The organism is Streptomyces sp. NBC_01314 (assembly GCF_041435215.1).
Classification (GTDB): domain Bacteria; phylum Actinomycetota; class Actinomycetes; order Streptomycetales; family Streptomycetaceae; genus Streptomyces.
Genome location: NZ_CP108394.1, coordinates 10,361,490 through 10,377,398, shown reverse-complemented (window position 1 = coordinate 10,377,398; position 15,909 = coordinate 10,361,490). Strand labels below are relative to the sequence as shown.

The 15,909-nt window shown below is 71.3% G+C and carries 14 protein-coding genes; 3 read left to right on the top strand and 11 right to left on the bottom strand.

All coding sequences use genetic code 11. The features are described 5' to 3' along the window. Positions 1-35: 35 nt before the first annotated feature. Together OG622_RS45665 and OG622_RS45660 are read left to right on the top strand one after the other, a co-directional pair. Entirely contained in the window at positions 36-1,934 is a 1,899-nt protein-coding gene (locus OG622_RS45665) for an oleate hydratase (RefSeq protein ID WP_306300360.1), read from the top strand. Positions 1,935-2,107: 173 nt separating this feature from the next. Beyond that, on the top strand, positions 2,108-2,569 hold the full coding sequence (locus OG622_RS45660) for a pyridoxamine 5'-phosphate oxidase family protein (RefSeq protein WP_086747219.1): 462 nt from the start codon (positions 2,108-2,110) through the stop codon (positions 2,567-2,569). 6 nt (positions 2,570-2,575) lie between these two features. On the opposite strand, the gene OG622_RS45655 is transcribed toward OG622_RS45660, so the two are convergent. From OG622_RS45655 to OG622_RS45615, 9 genes are all read right to left on the bottom strand, one after another. Continuing rightward, entirely contained in the window at positions 2,576-3,469 is an 894-nt protein-coding gene (locus OG622_RS45655; RefSeq protein WP_086747218.1) for a universal stress protein, read from the bottom strand. A gap of 211 nt (positions 3,470-3,680) precedes the next feature. Next, positions 3,681-4,604: a carbamate kinase gene (locus tag OG622_RS45650; RefSeq protein WP_371583010.1), complete on the bottom strand. Its 924-nt coding sequence runs from the start codon at positions 4,602-4,604 to the stop codon at positions 3,681-3,683. Positions 4,605-4,608: 4 nt separating this feature from the next. Further along, entirely contained in the window at positions 4,609-5,610 is a 1,002-nt protein-coding gene (gene argF / locus OG622_RS45645) for an ornithine carbamoyltransferase (RefSeq protein ID WP_086747216.1), read from the bottom strand. 27 nt (positions 5,611-5,637) lie between these two features. Further along, positions 5,638-6,852, bottom strand: a complete 1,215-nt coding sequence (locus OG622_RS45640; RefSeq protein ID WP_371583008.1) for an arginine deiminase — start codon at positions 6,850-6,852, stop codon at positions 5,638-5,640. Between the two features lie 32 nt (positions 6,853-6,884). Beyond that, positions 6,885-8,300 carry an APC family permease gene (locus OG622_RS45635; RefSeq protein WP_371584425.1) on the bottom strand — a complete coding sequence of 472 codons (1,416 nt, stop codon included), beginning with the start codon at positions 8,298-8,300 and terminating at the stop codon, positions 6,885-6,887. A gap of 288 nt (positions 8,301-8,588) precedes the next feature. Next, the gene (locus tag OG622_RS45630) at positions 8,589-9,311 is read right to left on the bottom strand and encodes a cation transporter (RefSeq protein WP_086747213.1); all 723 of its coding nucleotides are present in this window, start codon (positions 9,309-9,311) and stop codon (positions 8,589-8,591) included. After that, entirely contained in the window at positions 9,311-9,646 is a 336-nt protein-coding gene (locus tag OG622_RS45625; protein ID WP_086747225.1) for a helix-turn-helix transcriptional regulator, read from the bottom strand. Before OG622_RS45625 ends, OG622_RS45630 begins: the two co-directional genes overlap by 1 nt. Positions 9,647-9,803: 157 nt before the next feature. Continuing rightward, entirely contained in the window at positions 9,804-10,700 is an 897-nt protein-coding gene (locus OG622_RS45620) for a universal stress protein (protein ID WP_086747224.1), read from the bottom strand. A gap of 78 nt (positions 10,701-10,778) precedes the next feature. Then, the gene (locus OG622_RS45615) at positions 10,779-11,681 is read right to left on the bottom strand and encodes a universal stress protein (protein ID WP_371583007.1); all 903 of its coding nucleotides are present in this window, start codon (positions 11,679-11,681) and stop codon (positions 10,779-10,781) included. A gap of 221 nt (positions 11,682-11,902) precedes the next feature. Between OG622_RS45615 and OG622_RS45610 the strand changes: the two genes are divergently transcribed. Continuing rightward, complete coding sequence (locus OG622_RS45610; RefSeq protein ID WP_371583006.1) at positions 11,903-12,745, top strand: universal stress protein; 843 nt, start codon at positions 11,903-11,905, stop codon at positions 12,743-12,745. Between the two features lie 9 nt (positions 12,746-12,754). Here the strand turns inward: OG622_RS45610 and OG622_RS45605 are convergent, their stop codons facing one another. Next, positions 12,755-15,151: a glycoside hydrolase family 65 protein gene (locus OG622_RS45605; RefSeq protein ID WP_371583005.1), complete on the bottom strand. Its 2,397-nt coding sequence runs from the start codon at positions 15,149-15,151 to the stop codon at positions 12,755-12,757. Beyond that, a complete protein-coding gene (locus OG622_RS45600; RefSeq protein ID WP_371583003.1) occupies positions 15,148-15,906 on the bottom strand; it encodes an HAD family hydrolase in 759 nt (252 codons plus the stop codon). The genes OG622_RS45605 and OG622_RS45600 overlap by 4 nt, the downstream gene beginning before the upstream one ends. Between the last annotated feature and the right edge of the window lie 3 nt (positions 15,907-15,909).

Sequence of the window (15,909 nt, the reverse complement as noted above, 5' to 3'; positions counted from 1 at the left end):
CCGCACACCCACGTGGCCGGCGTCCGCCGGATCCGATGAAGCCGAGCGGCACCGAACTCCCCGACAGCGTCGCCGTGTTTCAGCGCGGTCCGTGCCCCTCGATGGCAGAGGGGCACGGACAACGGCTCAGCGCCCAGGGTTCCCACTCGACACCTCTGCCACAAGGCCTTGGGACCCGCAACAAGTCCGCGGTGAGAACACGCCCTGCCGATGGCTGTCCACCGACCGGGCCACCGTCGAGTCCCGATCCGAGGGCCGTCCGGACCTACGAGGTGACCAACGGCCCACATACAGGGCCCCGGTCCACAGGAAACCGTGGGATACGCAGTTCCGATCGACAGGCGAGAGCAAGGAGTTGTGTGATGGCGAAGGCATATCTGGTGGGCAGCGGCATCGCGGCACTGGCCGCGGCGACGTTCCTGATCCGCGACGGCGGCTTCGAGGGAAGCGACATCCACCTCTTCGAGGAGCAGCGGACCCTCGGCGGCAGCCTGGACGCGGGCGGCACGGCCGACGCCGGCTACACCATGCGCGGCGGGCGGATGTTCGAGGCCGAGTTCCGCTGCACGTACGACCTGCTGTCCGGTATCCCCACCCTCGACGACCCCGCCGTCTCCGTGACCGAGGAGATCCTGGCCGGGCACGAGGACTTCGCCTGGGACGACATCGCGCGTCTCGTCGACGGGGACGGCAAGATCGTCGACACCGCCTCGATGGGGTTCTCCGAACGCGACCGGCTGGAACTGGTCCGCTGTCTGGCCACCCCCGAGGGCCATCTGGACGGCAAACGGATCACCGACTGCTTCGGCGAACACTTCTTCACCACCAACTTCTGGTTCATGTGGTGCACCACGTTCGCTTTCCAGCCCTGGCACAGCGCGATCGAGTTCCGCCGCTATCTGAGGCGCTTCATCCACCTGTTCTCCGAGTTCGCCTCCATGTCAGGCATCCACCGGACCCGCTACAACCAGTACGACTCCATCGTCCGGCCCCTGACAGCCTGGCTGCGCGAGCGCGGCGTCACGGTCCACACCGCCTGTCACGTCACCGACCTCGGGTTCGCCCCGGGCGCCGGGCGCGGCAGGGTCCAGATCATCTACATGAACCGGGGCGGCGTCGACGAGGAGGTCACCGTCGCGCCCGAGGACCTGGTCCTCGTCACCAACGGTTCCATGACGGACGCCTCCAGCCTCGGCTCGCACACCTCCGCGCCTCCGCCGGCCCCCCACCGCTCGGACGCCTGGCTGCTGTGGCACCGACTGGCCCGCGGACGTGACGACTTCGGCGACCCCGGCGTCTTCGACAAGCACGTCAAGGAGTCCCGCTGGGAGTCGTTCACGGTCACCACGAAGGACCCCGCCTTCCTGGAGGCGCTCAAGGAGTTCAGTGGTCGCGAGACCGGCAAGGGCGGGCTGATGACCTTCACCGAATCCAACTGGCTGCTCACCATCGTCGCCAACCGGCAGCCCGTCTACCGCGACCAGCCTGAGGACGTGTCCGTCTGGTGGGGCTACGGCCTGTTCCCTGGCCGGGCCGGCAACCACACGCCCAAGCCGATGACGATGTGCTCCGGCCGCGAGATCCTCGAAGAGGTCCTGCACCACCTCCCGTTCGACGAGCGGACCAAGGCCCGGATCCTGGAGACCTCCATCGTCGTGCCCTGCGTGATGCCGTACATCACCAGCCAGTTCCTGGCCCGCCGACGCGACGACCGGCCACGGGTGGTGCCCGAGGGATCGGTGAACCTCGCCTTCATCGGCCAGTTCGCGGAGGTGCCCGACGATGTCGTCTTCACCGTCGAGTACTCCGTGCGCACGGCCTTCACGGCGGTGGCGCAGCTCCTGAAGCTGCGCAGGCACCCGCCGGAGGTCTACAAAGGCCACCACGACCCCCACGTGCTTGCCTCCGCACTGGAGACCATGCACCGCCGGTAGACCACCCGGTTCGAGGGACGACCGGCCCCCGGGTCGGGGACCATCGGTCTCCGGCCGAGGCCGAACGGCCCTGGCGCGACATACTCCCGCGCGGTTCGAATGGCCTGATCAGGCCCACGCGTGGCTCCGGGAGACAGTGAACTGTGAGTGACCCAACGATACGGAAACCTGCCATGGCCGGCGACGACACATCGGACTCCTCAGGAGCGCACACGAGTGTCGAGCTGGACAGGGCCGAAGCGCTGCGACTGCTGGGCAGTGTGTCCTTGGGGCGGGTCGTCTTCACCCGGCACGCGCTGCCGACCGTCCGCCCGGTCAACCACATGCTGGTCGACGGCGACATCGTCATCCGTACCCACGGTGACGCCGCGCTGACCCGGTACACCCGGCAGGCCGGAGGCGCGGGGGCCGTCGTCGCCTATGAGGCCGACGACATCGACCCCGACACGCACACTGGGTGGAGTGTGGTCGTCACGGGCTATGCGTGGCTGGTCACCGATCCGCGGGAACTGGCCCGCTACCGGGCCTTGTTGCGCCCCTGGGTGATGCAGCGGATGGATCACGCCATCCGCATCCACCCTGATCTGATCACCGGACTCCGTCTCACGGACCACGCCCCGCCCCCGTTCGCCTGAGCGCCGTCAGTCGTGCGGCACCACCGCGACCGGTGCGACCGCGTGCTGGAGGACCGTGTGGGCCACCGGGCCGATGTGCGAGCCGAGCGAGCCAGCGCGGTTGCGGCGCCCGACGACGATCAGCGAGGCATCACGCGCGGCGTCCACCAGGTGCGCACCGGCGTCTCCGACCACCGCTTCCTCCGTCACCTCGACGCCCGGGAACTTGTCCTGCCAGGGGCGGAGCACGCCGTCCGGCGTCTGCCCGTCCTGGGCCAGGCCAGCGTCACCCGCAGGAGCGGAGGGGGAGGTCTCGGCGCCCCAGCCGTGGATCACACGCAGCCTGGTGGCGCGCCTGGACGCGGCGTCGAAGGCGAATTCCAGGACGTGGCTGTCAGGAGCGCGCAGGTCCAATCCCAGCACCACATCGCGGTACGGGGTGGTGGTGCCGTCGGACTCCTCGAAACCCTCCGGTCGGTGCTCCTGCCCGGTGTCCTCCACGGCGCGGACCAGGACGACAGGCCGCTCGGCCCGGGCGACCACGGCCAGGGCCACGGAGCCGAGCAGGGCTCCCGTCACCTTGCCGAGGCCCCGCGATCCGAGGACCAGGACTTCGGCCTCCCGCGCGGCGGCGATCAGCGCAGGCACCGGTCGGCCGGCGATCTGCTCGGCGCTCACTCGTACACCGGAGTGGCGGTGGGCCAGCCGGGCCTGCGCCTCGGCCAGCAGGCGGGCGGACCGGTCGGCTCCCGGCGGGGGAATCTGCTCGCCCGCGAACGGCACATACTCGTGGGGCTGTTGCTCCCCCGCGTGCACGACACGGAGGGGAATCTCGTACAGCGCGGCCTCACGCGCGGCCCATTCGGCCGCGGCGAGGCTTTCGTTCGAGCCGTCCAGACCAACGGTGACGGTACGGGACATGAATGGGCCTCCTTCGGGAATGTGCTCCCACTCTCGTGGCCCCCGCGCCTGGGGCACGAGGGACCGTAGGTCCCTGAGTGCGGACCAGCCGGTCCCTGGGGCGGAAGAGTTCCGTGCCTCGGATCACTCATGTCCTGCGGTTCGCGTGTTTGTCGTTCCTGTTCGTCGCCGGGGGCGCCGGACGGCCCGGTCGCTCCCCCCTTCCTGGCCTTCAGCCGCCCGTGAGTTCCGGGCGGATCAGCGTGCCCGACCGGCCGTGCACGATCTCGTACGCCGCGTCCAGGGCGCCGATGGCGGCGAGCCCTCCGGTCCGTTCGACGAACCGGGCGGCAGCCTCGGCCTTCGGCCCCATGGAGCCCTCCGGGAAGCCTTTGCGGCGCAGCTCGGCGGGGGTGGCGTCGAGGACGGGCCGCTGAGCGGCGGTCCCGTAGTCCTCGTACACGCACGGGACGTCGGTGAGGATGAGCAGGAAGTCGGCCTTCAGGTCTTCGGCCAGCAGGGCGGCCGTGAGGTCCTTGTCGATGACGGCCTCCATGCCCGTCAGCGCGCTGGTGTCGTTGTCCGTGGTGACGGGGACGCCCCCGCCGCCCGCGCAGATCACCAACGTGCCGCTGTTCAGCAGCTCATGGACGGTGTCGGTCTCCACGATGCGTTCCGGTACCGGTGCGGGGACGACTCGGCGCCAGCCGGTGGTGTCCTGCGCGATGTGCCAGCCGCGTTTGTGGGCGAGAGAGCGGGCGGCCTCGCGGGAGTAGACCTGGCCGACGAACTTGGTGGGCCGGGCGAACGCGGGATCGTCGGCCCTGACGAGGGTGTGGGTGACGAGGGTGGCGATGCGGCGGCCCGGCAGGGCGTCGTGCAGGGTGCAGGCCAGCAGCGACCCGATCATGCCCTGGGTCTGGGCACCGAGCAGGTACAGCGGGTAGGGGACGCTGAGGGCGGGATCGGCCGCGCTCTCCACGGCGAGCAGGCCGATCTGGGGGCCGTTGCCGTGGGTGATGACGACCTCGTGCTCATGGGCCAGGGCGGCCAGTGCGGTGGCGACACGGTCGATGTTGGCCTGCTGGACGGCGGCGTCGGGACGTTCACCCCTGTGGAGCAGGGCGTTGCCGCCGAGCGCGACGACTATGCGCATGGCTTCAGTCCTCCAGGGTGGCGACGAGTACGGCCTTGATGGTGTGCAGCCGGTTCTCCGCCTGGTCGAAGACCACCGAGGCGGGTGAGGCGAACACGTCGTCGGTGACTTCGAGTCCGTCCAGGCCGTAGGTGTCGAAGAGGTCCTGGCCCAGGCGGGTACGGCGGTCGTGCAGAGCCGGCAGGCAGTGCATGAACCGGACGTCCGGGTTGCCGGTGGCTGCCAGCGTCTTGTCGTTGACCTGGTACGGCAGCAGCAGCTCGATCCGCTCCCGCCAGGTGTCGGCGGGCTCGCCCATCGACACCCAGACGTCGGTGTGCAGGAAATCGGCACCGCGTACGGCGGTCTCGACGTCCTCGGTGACCGTGATCCGGGCTCCGCTGCGCTCGGCCAGTTCCCGGCAGGTGGTGACCAGTTCGGGGTCGGGCCACAGCCGGGCGGGGGCCGCGATGCGCACGTCCATGCCGAGCAGGGCGCCCATGGACAGCAGGGAGTTGCCCATGTTGTTGCGGGCGTCTCCGAGGTAGCAGTAGGCGATGTCGGGCAGCGGCTTGCGGATGTGTTCGCGCATGGTGAGGACGTCGCACAGGCTCTGGGTGGGGTGCGCGGTGTCGGTCAGGCCGTTGTAGACGGGTATGCCGGAGTAGGCGGCGAGATCGGTGACCAGCGACTGGGCCGAGCCTCGGTACTCGATGGCGTCGAACATGCGGCCGAGCACGCGGGCGGTGTCGGCGATGGACTCCTTGGCGCCGATGTGGGTGTCGCCGGGGCCCAGGTAGGTGGTGGCGGCGCCCTGGTCGGCGGCGGCGACCTCGAAGGCGCAGCGGGTGCGGGTGGAGGTCTTCTCGAAGATCAGCGCGAGGTTGCGGCCGGTCAGCCGGGGCCGCTCGGTGCCTGCGCGCTTGGCTGCCTTGAGGGCGGCCGCCAGGTCGAGGAGGTGATGGATCTCGGCTGCGGTGAAGTCGAGTTCGCTCAGGTAGGAGCGGCCTCGCAGGTCGACGGTCATGATGGTTCCCCTTGCCGGGTCGGGCGGTCAGGTGGCCGGGTCGCGCTCGATGGGGCAGCTCATGCAGCGTGGGCCGCCGCGTCCACGGCCGAGTTCGGCGCCGGCGATGGTGACGATCTCGATGCCCTGCTTGCGGAGGTAGGTGTTGGTGGTGACGTTGCGCTCGTAGCCGACGACGACACCCGGGGCGACGGCGAGGAAGTTGCTTCCGTCGTCCCACTGTTCGCGCTCGGCGCCCCGGATGTCCTGCGGTGCGGACAGCATCCGCACCTTGTCCAGGTCCAGGGCCTCGGCCAGGGCCGTCGCCAGGTCTGAGTCGGGAGTGACGTCGAAGCCGGTCTCGCGGGCCGTGCTGGGCAGCAGCGTCCACGAGCGCAGGGAGTCGGCGAGGCCGGGATAGATGGTGAAGGCGTCCCGGTCGACCATGGTCAGCACCGTGTCGAGGTGCATGTAGGCACGGGTGGCGGGCAGTTGGACGGCGATGAGCCGCTGTGCCGTGCCCGTGGCGAACAGCCGGGAGGCCAGGTTCTCCACCGCCTGCGCGGTGGTGCGCTCGCCCATGCCGACCATGACGGCGCCGTTGCCCAGAACGTGCACGTCACCGCCTTCGAGGGTGCCCACCGCACCGTCGAGGAGGGGTTCCACGGCGGCATCGGCGAACATCGGGTGGAAGCGGTAGATGGCCTCGGCGTGCAGGCTCTCGCGTCGGCGTGCGGGTTTGGCCATCGGGTTGACCGACAGACGGTCGTACACCCAGCAGGAGTTGTCGCGCGGGAAGAGGTGGTTGGGCAGCGGGGCGAGGGCGAAGTCGTCGGCGTCCAGCGCGTTCCAGACCAGGCTGTGCGGGGTGGCGAGCGGCAGGTCGCTCTTGAGGAGTCCGCCGATGAGGTGGCCGGCGAGGGTCTCCCCGTCCAGTTGGGCGCAGAGTGCGCGCACCGGGTCGATCAGGGCCGGTCCGACGGTGGCCGGGGTGATCACCCGGTCGAGCAGCCAGTCGCGGGCTTCGTCGCCGTCGAGGGTCTGGGCGAGCAGGTCGGCGAAGTAGTGGACACGGGTGCCGTGGTCGCGCAGCACCTGGGCGAAGGCGTCGTGTTCCTCACGGGCGCGCTTGGCCCACAGGATGTCGTCGAAGAGGAGGGCGTCGACGTTGCGCGGGGTGAGGCGGGAGAGTTCGATGCCGGGGCGGTGCAGGATCACCTGGCGCAGGCGGCCCACTTCGGAGTCCACGTGGAACGTGTTCATGGCGTTGCTTCCTCTGCGTGAGGTCGACGGTGTCAGTCCTGGTGGCGGTGGGCGTCGCGCTTGTGCGGGCCGTCGGCGCGCTTGGTGCCCGGTCCGCGCGTCAGCCGCTTGGGCGGCACCGGCGTCTCGGGGGCGCGCTCCTCAAGCGGGGCACCCGCGGCGTGGACCACCGTGCTCGCGTCGCCGTACTCGCCCTGGCCCCGCTTCAGCCAGACGTAGACCGGCACGCCGAGCAGCAGCACGAACAGCCCGTAGTAGACGGTCTGGTAGCCGCTGCCCTGGATCGACCAGTAGGAGAAGGCCAGCGCCAGAGCGGCGACGGTGACATCGCGGGCCAGGCGCCGTCGGCTGAGGCTCTCCCGGCCGCGCACCAGCAGCCAGTACAGCTGGGCGGCGGCGGAGAACAGGTAGGGGATCACCGCGGTGAACACGCTCAGCAGCACGATCTTCGTGAAGACGTCCTCGAAGCGCGTGTAGCTGAACACGGTGATCAGAGAAGCCAGCACGGTGGAGGCGATGATGCCGAAGGACGGGACTCCGCTCTTCCCCCGCAGTTTGGCGAAGGCGTCGGGGAAGAGCCCGTCGCGAGCGGCGGCGTACGGCATCTCGGCGCACAGCATGGTCCAGCCGTTGAGGGCGCCGATGCCCGAGATGATCGCGGCAACGGCCACGACGTCTCCTGCCCAGCTGCCGCCGACGATGTTGTTCGCGGCGTCGGTGAACGGCGCGACGGTGTCGCCCAGCGCCCCGTGCGAGACGGTCCCGAACACCGCGAGGGTGCCCAGGATGTAGATGACGGCGCACAGGAGCGTGCCGTAGACGGTGGCACGCGGCACGTTGCGCTCCGGATCGCGCACCCGGCCGGCGACCACCGAGGCGGCCTCCAGGCCGAGGTAGCTGAACAGCGCGATGGCGGCCGCGGCCGAGATGGCGCCCAGCGCCGACTGGCCACTGGAGTTGAAGGCGCCGAAGTTGTCCGGGTCGATGAACAGCAGCCCGATGGTGGCCATGAAGACGAGCGGCACGAACTTCAGCACCGTGGTGATCACCTGGAACGCGCCCATGTTGCGGACGCCGGTGAGGTTGATCGCGGCGGCTGTCCAGAGCCCGCCGAGGGCGATGGTCATGGAGATCCACGTCTTGTGGCCCGTGTTGACGAACACCTCGACGTAGCCGACCCAGGCCACGGCGATCGCCGCGTTGCCGGCCCACGCGGTGATCCAGTACGACCACGCGTTGAGGAATCCGGCGAACTCGCCGAACGCCTCCCGGGCGTAGACGTACGGCCCGCCGCTCGTCGGCACCCGCTTCGACAGCGCCCCGAAGGTCAACGCGAGCGCCAGCGCGCCGAATGTCACGACGACGAAGGCGACCAGGGAGACGGGCCCGTACGGGGCGAGGGCCGACGGAAGGGCGAAGATTCCTGTCCCGATGATGGTGCCGATCACGAGCGAGGACGCGGCGGGCAGACCGAGAGTGGCCTTGGGCGCCGCTCGCTCCCCACTCGTTGTGGTCCTGGGCATGGTTGTGCTCCTTGTGCGGTTCGGTACGGAGGGTGCGATCCGCCAGCAATGCTTCTGCGCCACGCCGGGTCAGGGGCAGCGGCCACACGGCCCGTAGAGATGCCGAAGGTCCCGGTCCGGGAGGTCCGAGCAGCCTGGCCGCTAAGGAATGATCTTGGACAGCAGAGGACCCCGGCCACGTGGCCGGGGTCCTCTGCGTGCGCAGGTGCCGGTTCAGCCGTCGCAGTCGCAGCCGGGGCGGCAGCCGCACGCGTCCGTCTCGGTGCCGGCGGAGGGGACCGCCGCGGCAACAGGTGTCGCGCAGCAGCCCTTGCCCTGCCAGGCTTCGCGGCCTTCCTTGACGGCGATGGCGGCGATGACCAGGGCGGCGACAGGGTCGGCCCAGGACCAGCCGAGGGTGGCGTTGAGGACCAGGCCGACCAGGAGGACGGCGGAGAGGTACGTGCACAGCAGGGTCTGCTTGGAGTCGGCGACCGCGCTGGCGGAGCCGAGTTCGCGGCCGGCCTCACGCTGCGCGGCGGACAGGAACGGCATCACCGCGAGCGAGAGAGCGGCGATGACGATGCCGGGGATGGACCGTTCAGCCTCGCCGGCGCCGGTCAGCGCGCGGACGGCGTCGAAGGTGACGTACGCGGCGAGCGCGAGGAACGACACCGCGATGATCCTCAGCGTAGCCTTCTCCCGCGCCTCGCGTACCGCGTGGTCGCGGGCCGAGAATTGCCAGGCGACCGCGGTGGCGGAGGAGACCTCGATGACCGAGTCCAGGCCGAAGCCGATCAGCGCGGTGGAGGAGGCGATCGTCCCGGCGGTGATCGCGACGATGGCCTCGATGACGTTGTAGGTGATGGTGGCGGCGACCAGTAGTCGTATCCGTTTGGCGAGGACGTCACGGCGGGCCGGGGCCGGGGCCATGCCGATGGGTATCTCGGCGGTCATCAGCAGCAGCCCTTCTCGTCCGCGTCCACACAGGTCTTGTCGGCCTCGACCGCGACCACGGCGGTGCGCAGGTCGTCCAGTGCGTGTCCGAGGCGTTCGTCGGCCAACTCGTAGCGGGTGCGACGGCCGACCGGTACCGCAACGACCAGGCCGCAGTCGCGCAGGCACGCCAGGTGGTTCGACAGCCGCGTGCGGGAGATCTCCAGGGTGTCGGCGAGGTCGGCGGGGTGGGCCGGGGCCTCGCGCAGGGCGAGGAGGATCCGGCAGCGGATCGGATCGGCGAGGGCGCGACCGAACCGCGCCAGCACCTCGATGTCAGCAGCGAGAGTCAGCACCACACCGACAGTACACGGAATCCTGAATTCACAGAACCCTGCATCCATGATGGTTGTCCTCTTCTCCGGTACGGAGCATGGGCCGCAGGTCCCCCACCGGGGCCGGGTGGCCCTCGCCGGCCGCAGGCGGGGGCCACCCGGCCCGGGGGTCGTGGCGTCAGTCGTGCGGAACCAGGACGACCGGGCGGTCGACGTGGTGGATCAGCGCGTGGGCGACCGGGCCGGTGTGCGAACCGACCGCGGCACGACGCCTGCGGCGGCCCACCACCAGCAGGCCCGCCCCGTTCGCGGCCCGCACGAGGACATGGGCCGGGCGTCCCTCGTAGAGCGCTTCCCGGACGAGGACGGAGGGGTACTTGTCCCGCCACGGCTGTAGGAGCGCCGTGAGTTCCTGTTCCGCCGCACCCCTCAGGCGGGCATGTTCCTCGTCCCCAGGAATGCCGTGGCCGAGCGGTACGTGCCAGGCGTGCACGGCCCGCAGCGGTGCGTCGCGCAGATCGGCGGCGCGGAACGCGAACTCCAGTACCTCGTCGCACGATCCGCCGGTGTCGACGGCGACCGCGACATCGCGGTGCGGCTCACGGACGGACGGCTTTCCGGAGGAGTCCGGCAGGTGCTCGTCCGCGGCGGTGAAGCCGGCCCGTACGAGGACGACGGGTTGCTGGACATGGGCCACCGTGGCCAGCGCGACGGAGCCCGAGAAGAATCCGCCGACGCCGCTGGGCCCCTGGCTCCCGATGACCAGGAGTTCGGCGTTCTCCGCCTCGGCGAGCAGTGCGGGGCCGGGCTGCCTGCGCACCTGTTCGGCGGCGATGTACAGCTGCGGGTACCGCTCGTTCAGTTGTTCAAGCGCGGTGCGCAGCACACGGCGTGCGTGGTACTGCGGTGCCCGCAGTTCGGGCAGGGCCGCCTCGGTCCCCTCGTCCGGCAGGCCCTCCCAGGCGTGCACCAGACGGAGCGGGAGTCCTCGGCGCAGGGCTTCCCTGGCCGCCCAGTCGGCCGCGGCGATGCTCTCGCGCGAACCGTCCAGGCCGGCCACAACCGGCCTCGTCATGACCGTCACCTCTCTCGTTGCCGTGTGCTCTCGCTGGTCTCGGCGATGTCCGTGCGGCACGTACCGCACGGCTCGGTGTCATGTGTGGGGTACGACGGCCACCGGGCAGCCGACGTGGTGGATCACCTCGTGGGTGACGGGTCCGGTGCGCGGGCCCACCAGCCGCTCGGTCAGCCGGTGCCCGACGACGAGGAGGCTCGCTCCGGACGCGGCCCCGACAAGCGCGTCCGTCGCCCTGCCCTCGACGACCTGCTCCAGGACCTCCACGTCGGGATACTTGTCGCGCCACGGCTGAAGCAGGGCGGACAGGAAGCCCAGCCACTCGTCGGCCTGTTGGGGATCTCCGACGAGTCCGACCTCTCCGGGTCCGAGGCCGAGCGCGGAGGGGGCGTGCCAGGCGTGGACGGCCCTCAGCCGGGCGTGGCGCAGTTGTGCCGCCCGGAAGGCGAACTCGATGACGTCGTCGCACGAGTCCCCGACATCGACGCCGAGCACCACGTCCCGGTGGGCGGTACGCGTGGACGCGGCCCCGTCGTGCGCGGAAAGGTGTTCGTCCGTAGATTCCTCGCCGGCCCCTACGAGGACGACGGGACGCGTGGCCCTGGCGACCACGCCGAGGGAGACCGATCCGACGAGGAGGCCGGTGAGGGCGCTGAGTCCGCGTGATCCCAGCACCAGCAGGTCTGCTCCTTCCCCGGCCGCCAGCATGGCCGCAGTCGCGGGGCCCTCGACCTGCTCGTCGTAGAGGCGGACATCGGGGCACGTGGCGCGGACATGCTTCTCCGCCTGCCGCAGAACGCGGCGCGCCAGATGCCTCTGCGCGGCGTTCGCCGACTCGCCTTCCCCCTGGCGGGGGTGCCAGTTCGAGGCGTGCACCAGGCGCAGCGGTCGCTCGCGGCGCGCGGCCTCGTGGGCGGCCCACACGGCGGCGGCCAGGCTCTCGGCCGATCCGTCGACCCCCACGACAACAGGCGACAACATGACGCGCACCTCCAGTGCTCGATCCGCTCCGCAGTACCAGCGTCGCGCCGTGGCACCCGCGCGGGGAGAGGCCGCCAGGTCCCCACCGAGGTCCGTTCGGCCCATGCCCAGGGGCGGCAACGCCGCGCCACGGTGAGAAGGGGAGAGAGACCCTCCCGCGCGCTCGGGGCCACCGTGCTCACGACGCGTCGACGGTCCACGCCCCCGGGAGGTGATCCGTCATGGAGCGAGTGGTCGTGGCCGGTGTCGACCGGTCGGCGCACAGTCGTCTCGCGGCCGACTGGGCGGCGCACGAGGCACTGTGGCGCGGTCTGCCGCTGAGGGTGGTCCACGTGACGCCCTTGGACAGTCTGGACGCCCCGGAGCTGTGGCCGTACCGCCCGGAGGCCGTGGCCCCGCGCGTGGCGGCCGAACTCGCGGCCTGTCACCCGGCGTTGCGCGTCAAGAGCTTACGGCTCGCGGGGGCGGCGGTGCGGGCGCTGCTCTTCCAGGGCGGGGACGCGGAGATGATCGTCCTGGGTGTGCGGGGCGAAGGGGGCTGGGCCGGCCTGTCGCTGGGTTCAGCGGCGCTGGCCGTCGCCGGGGCCGCGGCCTGCCCGGTCGTGCTCGTACCGAGCGGACTCGCCGGTACTGGTCTGGGACACCGGCCCGACAAGGTGACGCTGGCCGTCGACGCCCGCGACCCGGCCGACGGCGCCATCGGCTTCGCCTTCGACACAGCACGCCGACGCGGACTGCGGCTGCACGTACTGCACGCCGGGCCGCCTCCCGCCGCCGAGACCGGACCGTCACCGTATTCGCCCTCGGCACCGGCGGCCCACGCCGCCCGCGCGGAGCAGGAAATGGCGCTGCTGGCCGAGGCGTTGCGGCCCTGGCGCGACAAGTACCCGCATGTGCGCGTTCTGGAGGACGTCGTCCTCTTCGACCCCGCCCGAGCCCTCGTCCGGACGTCGGGCAACGCCGCGCTGTTGGTGGTGGGGCGTGGGATCGGCGGCGGGATCGGCCGCGTCGCGTACACCGTCGCGCGGCACACCAGGTGCCCGCTCGCCGTTGTCCCGGCGTGAGGGTGAGGGTCAGTCCGGAAGCACCAGTCGGCACGTCTCCCCCGGCTGGACGGACACCGCGCGGTCCGGCAGCCGGACGTCGATCGGGTCACGGTCGGACGACGGCACCGCGATCTCCAGCCGCTCCCGTTCCAGCCGCAGCCGCACTCCCCAGTGGCCGTGGTAGCGGATGGCGAACCCGTACGAGGACAGTTCCGGCAGCGGCACAGGGGCGAGCCACAGGGCCCCGCCGCGGGTCTCCAGTCCGGTCAGTCCGCGTTGGACCAGATCGAGGGTGCCCGCCATGGCGCCCAGATGGATGCCCTCACCCGTGGTGCCGCCTTGCAGGTCGGCGATGTCGCCGCGCAGGGCCTCCTGGCAGAACGTCCATGCCTCGGCGCGCCGGGCCCGGGCCAGGACCCAGCCGTGGACCAGACCGCTCAGCGTCGAGCCGTGGCTGGTCCGGTCCAGGTAGTGGTCGACGGTGCGCCGCCAGGTGTCCTCGTCGAGCCGGTACCCCAAGCGGCCGAAAAGCGCCCGGAGTTCGGCCGGCGCGAAGAGGTAACCGAGCATCAGCACGTCGGCCTGCTTGGACGCCCGGTAGCGGTTAACGGTGTCGCCCTCCGCCTCCAGGATCCGATCCAGGCGCCGGATGTCGTCGTACTGCTTCCGGTAACCCTCCCAGTCGAGTTCGGCGAGGTCGCCGTAGCCCTCGAACTGGCTGATCACCCCGTCGTGGAAGGGCACGTGGAGGGTGCGGGAGATGTCCTCCCACTGTTCGAGTTCGCCGCCGTCCAGGCCGGTGCGCTCCAGGAGTTCGCGGCGGCGGGGTTCGGGCAGGCCCCGCAGTACCTCCAGTGTGCGGGTGAGCACCCAGGCGGCGGTGACGTTGGTGTAGGCGTTGTCGTCGAGGCCGGGTTCGGACGCGTCGGGGTAGGCGTCGTGGTACTCGTCGGGGCCGACCACGCCGCGGATGCGGTGCCGTCCGAGGCCTTCGTCGTACACGGCCGAGTCCGCCCAGAAGCGGGCGATCTGCAGCAGCATCTCGGCGCCCTTGGTGTGCAGGAACTCGGTGTCGCCGCTCGCCTCGCAGTACTGCCACACGTTGTAGGCGATCGCCGAGCCGACGTGGTGCTGGAGCCGCGAGCGGTCCGGCAGCCAGCGCCCCGAGCGCGGGTTGAGGTGCAGTTCCTGTGTCTCCTCCCGGCCGTCGCTGCCGCTCTGCCACGGATACATGGCGCCGCGCCGGCCGGCCGCCCGCGCCGCGGCGAGGGCCGCGTCCAGGCGCCGGTGGCGGTAGGTGAGCAGCGCGCGGGACACCTCGGGGAAGTGCAGGTTGAGGTACGGCAGCACGAACAGCTCGTCCCAGAAGACGTGTCCCCGGTACGCCTCGCCGTGCAGTCCCCTGGCCGGCACGCCCACGTCCAGGTCGGCGGTGTGCGGGGAGAGGGTCTGCAGGACGTGGAAGAGGTGCAGCCGCAGGATGCGGCCCGGCTCCCCGGGGACTTCGAGGTCGGCTCGGCGCCACAGTTGGTCCCAGGCCGTGAGGTGGCCTTCCAGGAGTTCTTCGAAGCCGGGGGCCGCGCCCACCCGGGAGACGGCTGCCGCCAGCGGGTCGCTGATCGCGGGGTCGCGTGAGGTGTGCAGGGCAACGGTCTTGTCGACGGCGATTGTGCGGCCCGGGGTGAGGTGCAGGAGCACCCGCTGGACGGCACGTGTCGCGTCGGGCGGGTCCGAGACCGGCGAGACGGTGGTCAGGCGGGCCGCCATGCCGATCCGGATGTCCGAGGTACGGGTCCGGCAGCGCAGCCACACCGTGTCGGGCCCGGCGCTGCCGGTGTGCACGTGGGTCAGGTGACGGCCGTCCAGGTCGCGGTAGCGCGCGACCCCGGCGTTGGTGACGCCGCCGTCGAGCGCGGCCTCGACCTCCAGCTCGCCGGCGAAGCCCTCGGCGGTGAACTCGGTGCGCAGGGCCGCCAGATGAGGGTCCCCCATGTGCACGAGCCGCTGCTGCCGCACGAACAGCGCCTGCCCTTCCCCGAGCGCGTACCGCGTCCGGCGCTCCAGCAGCCCGGAGGACAGGTGCAGCACCTGACGGTGGTCGAGCACCGTCGCGGTGTCCGGCGTGATCCACTCCCCGCCGGCCGGGCGGAAGCGCAGCGGCAGCCAGTTCGGCAGGTTGACCATGTCCTCGTTCTCGACCCGGTGCCCCGCGACGTCCGAGGTGAGCCGGTTGTAGCAGCCGGCCGCGTAGGTACCCGGGTAGTGCACGTCGTCGGCGACGCATTCGGGCAGCGCGCCGCGAGTCGCGAAGTAGCCGTTGCCGAGCGCGCACAGCGATTCCCTGAGGCGCTCGTCCGCGGGTGCGTAACCGTCGTACTCCCAGCTCCAGCCCGTTGCCGCCGTCTCCGCGTCCTCTGCCGTCACTGCGGTACCCCTCCCACGAGCAGCTCTCCCAGGTCTCGTACGACGATGTCGGCGCCGTGCCGCAGCAGCCTCGCCGCGGTGTCCGCACCGGCGGCCCGGTCCACACCGACGACGACGGCGAACGCACCGCGCCGGCCCGCCTCGACACCGGCCAGCGCGTCCTCCACGACGGCGGCGTGCCCGGCGGGGACGCCGAGCCGGCGCACCGCCTCCAGGAAGAGGTCCGGCTCCGGCTTGCCCGCCAGCCCCAGCCTGGCCGCCTCGCCACCGTCGACCAGAGCGTCGAAGAGGTCCAACACCCCGGCCCGGGTGAGGAGTTCACCCGCGTGCCGGGACGCCGACGCCGCGGCCACGGGCACCCCCGCCCGGCGCAGGGAACGCACCAGCCGTACCGTCCCCGGATACGCGTCCACGCCGTGCTGTCGCAGCCGCTCGGTGAACAGCCGCTCCTTGTCGGCGGCCACGGCACGCACCGTGTCCGCCGAGTCGTCGAGGCCGCGCGAGGCGAGGAAGGCGGCGGCGCCGTCGAGGCGGGACTTCCCGTCCACGTACCGCAGATAGTCGTCGCGTACGTCGAACGGGCGCCGCGCGCGGGGATCTTCGGGCGGGTGTGCGCGCAGGAAGGCGTCGAATGCGGTCCGCCACGCGGCGGCGTGCACCCGGGCCGAGTCGGTGATCACCCCGTCGGTGTCGAGGACGACGGCCCGGACGTCCCGCAGCGCGGGGACGAGCTCGGTGCGGGACTGCACGGTCACGAG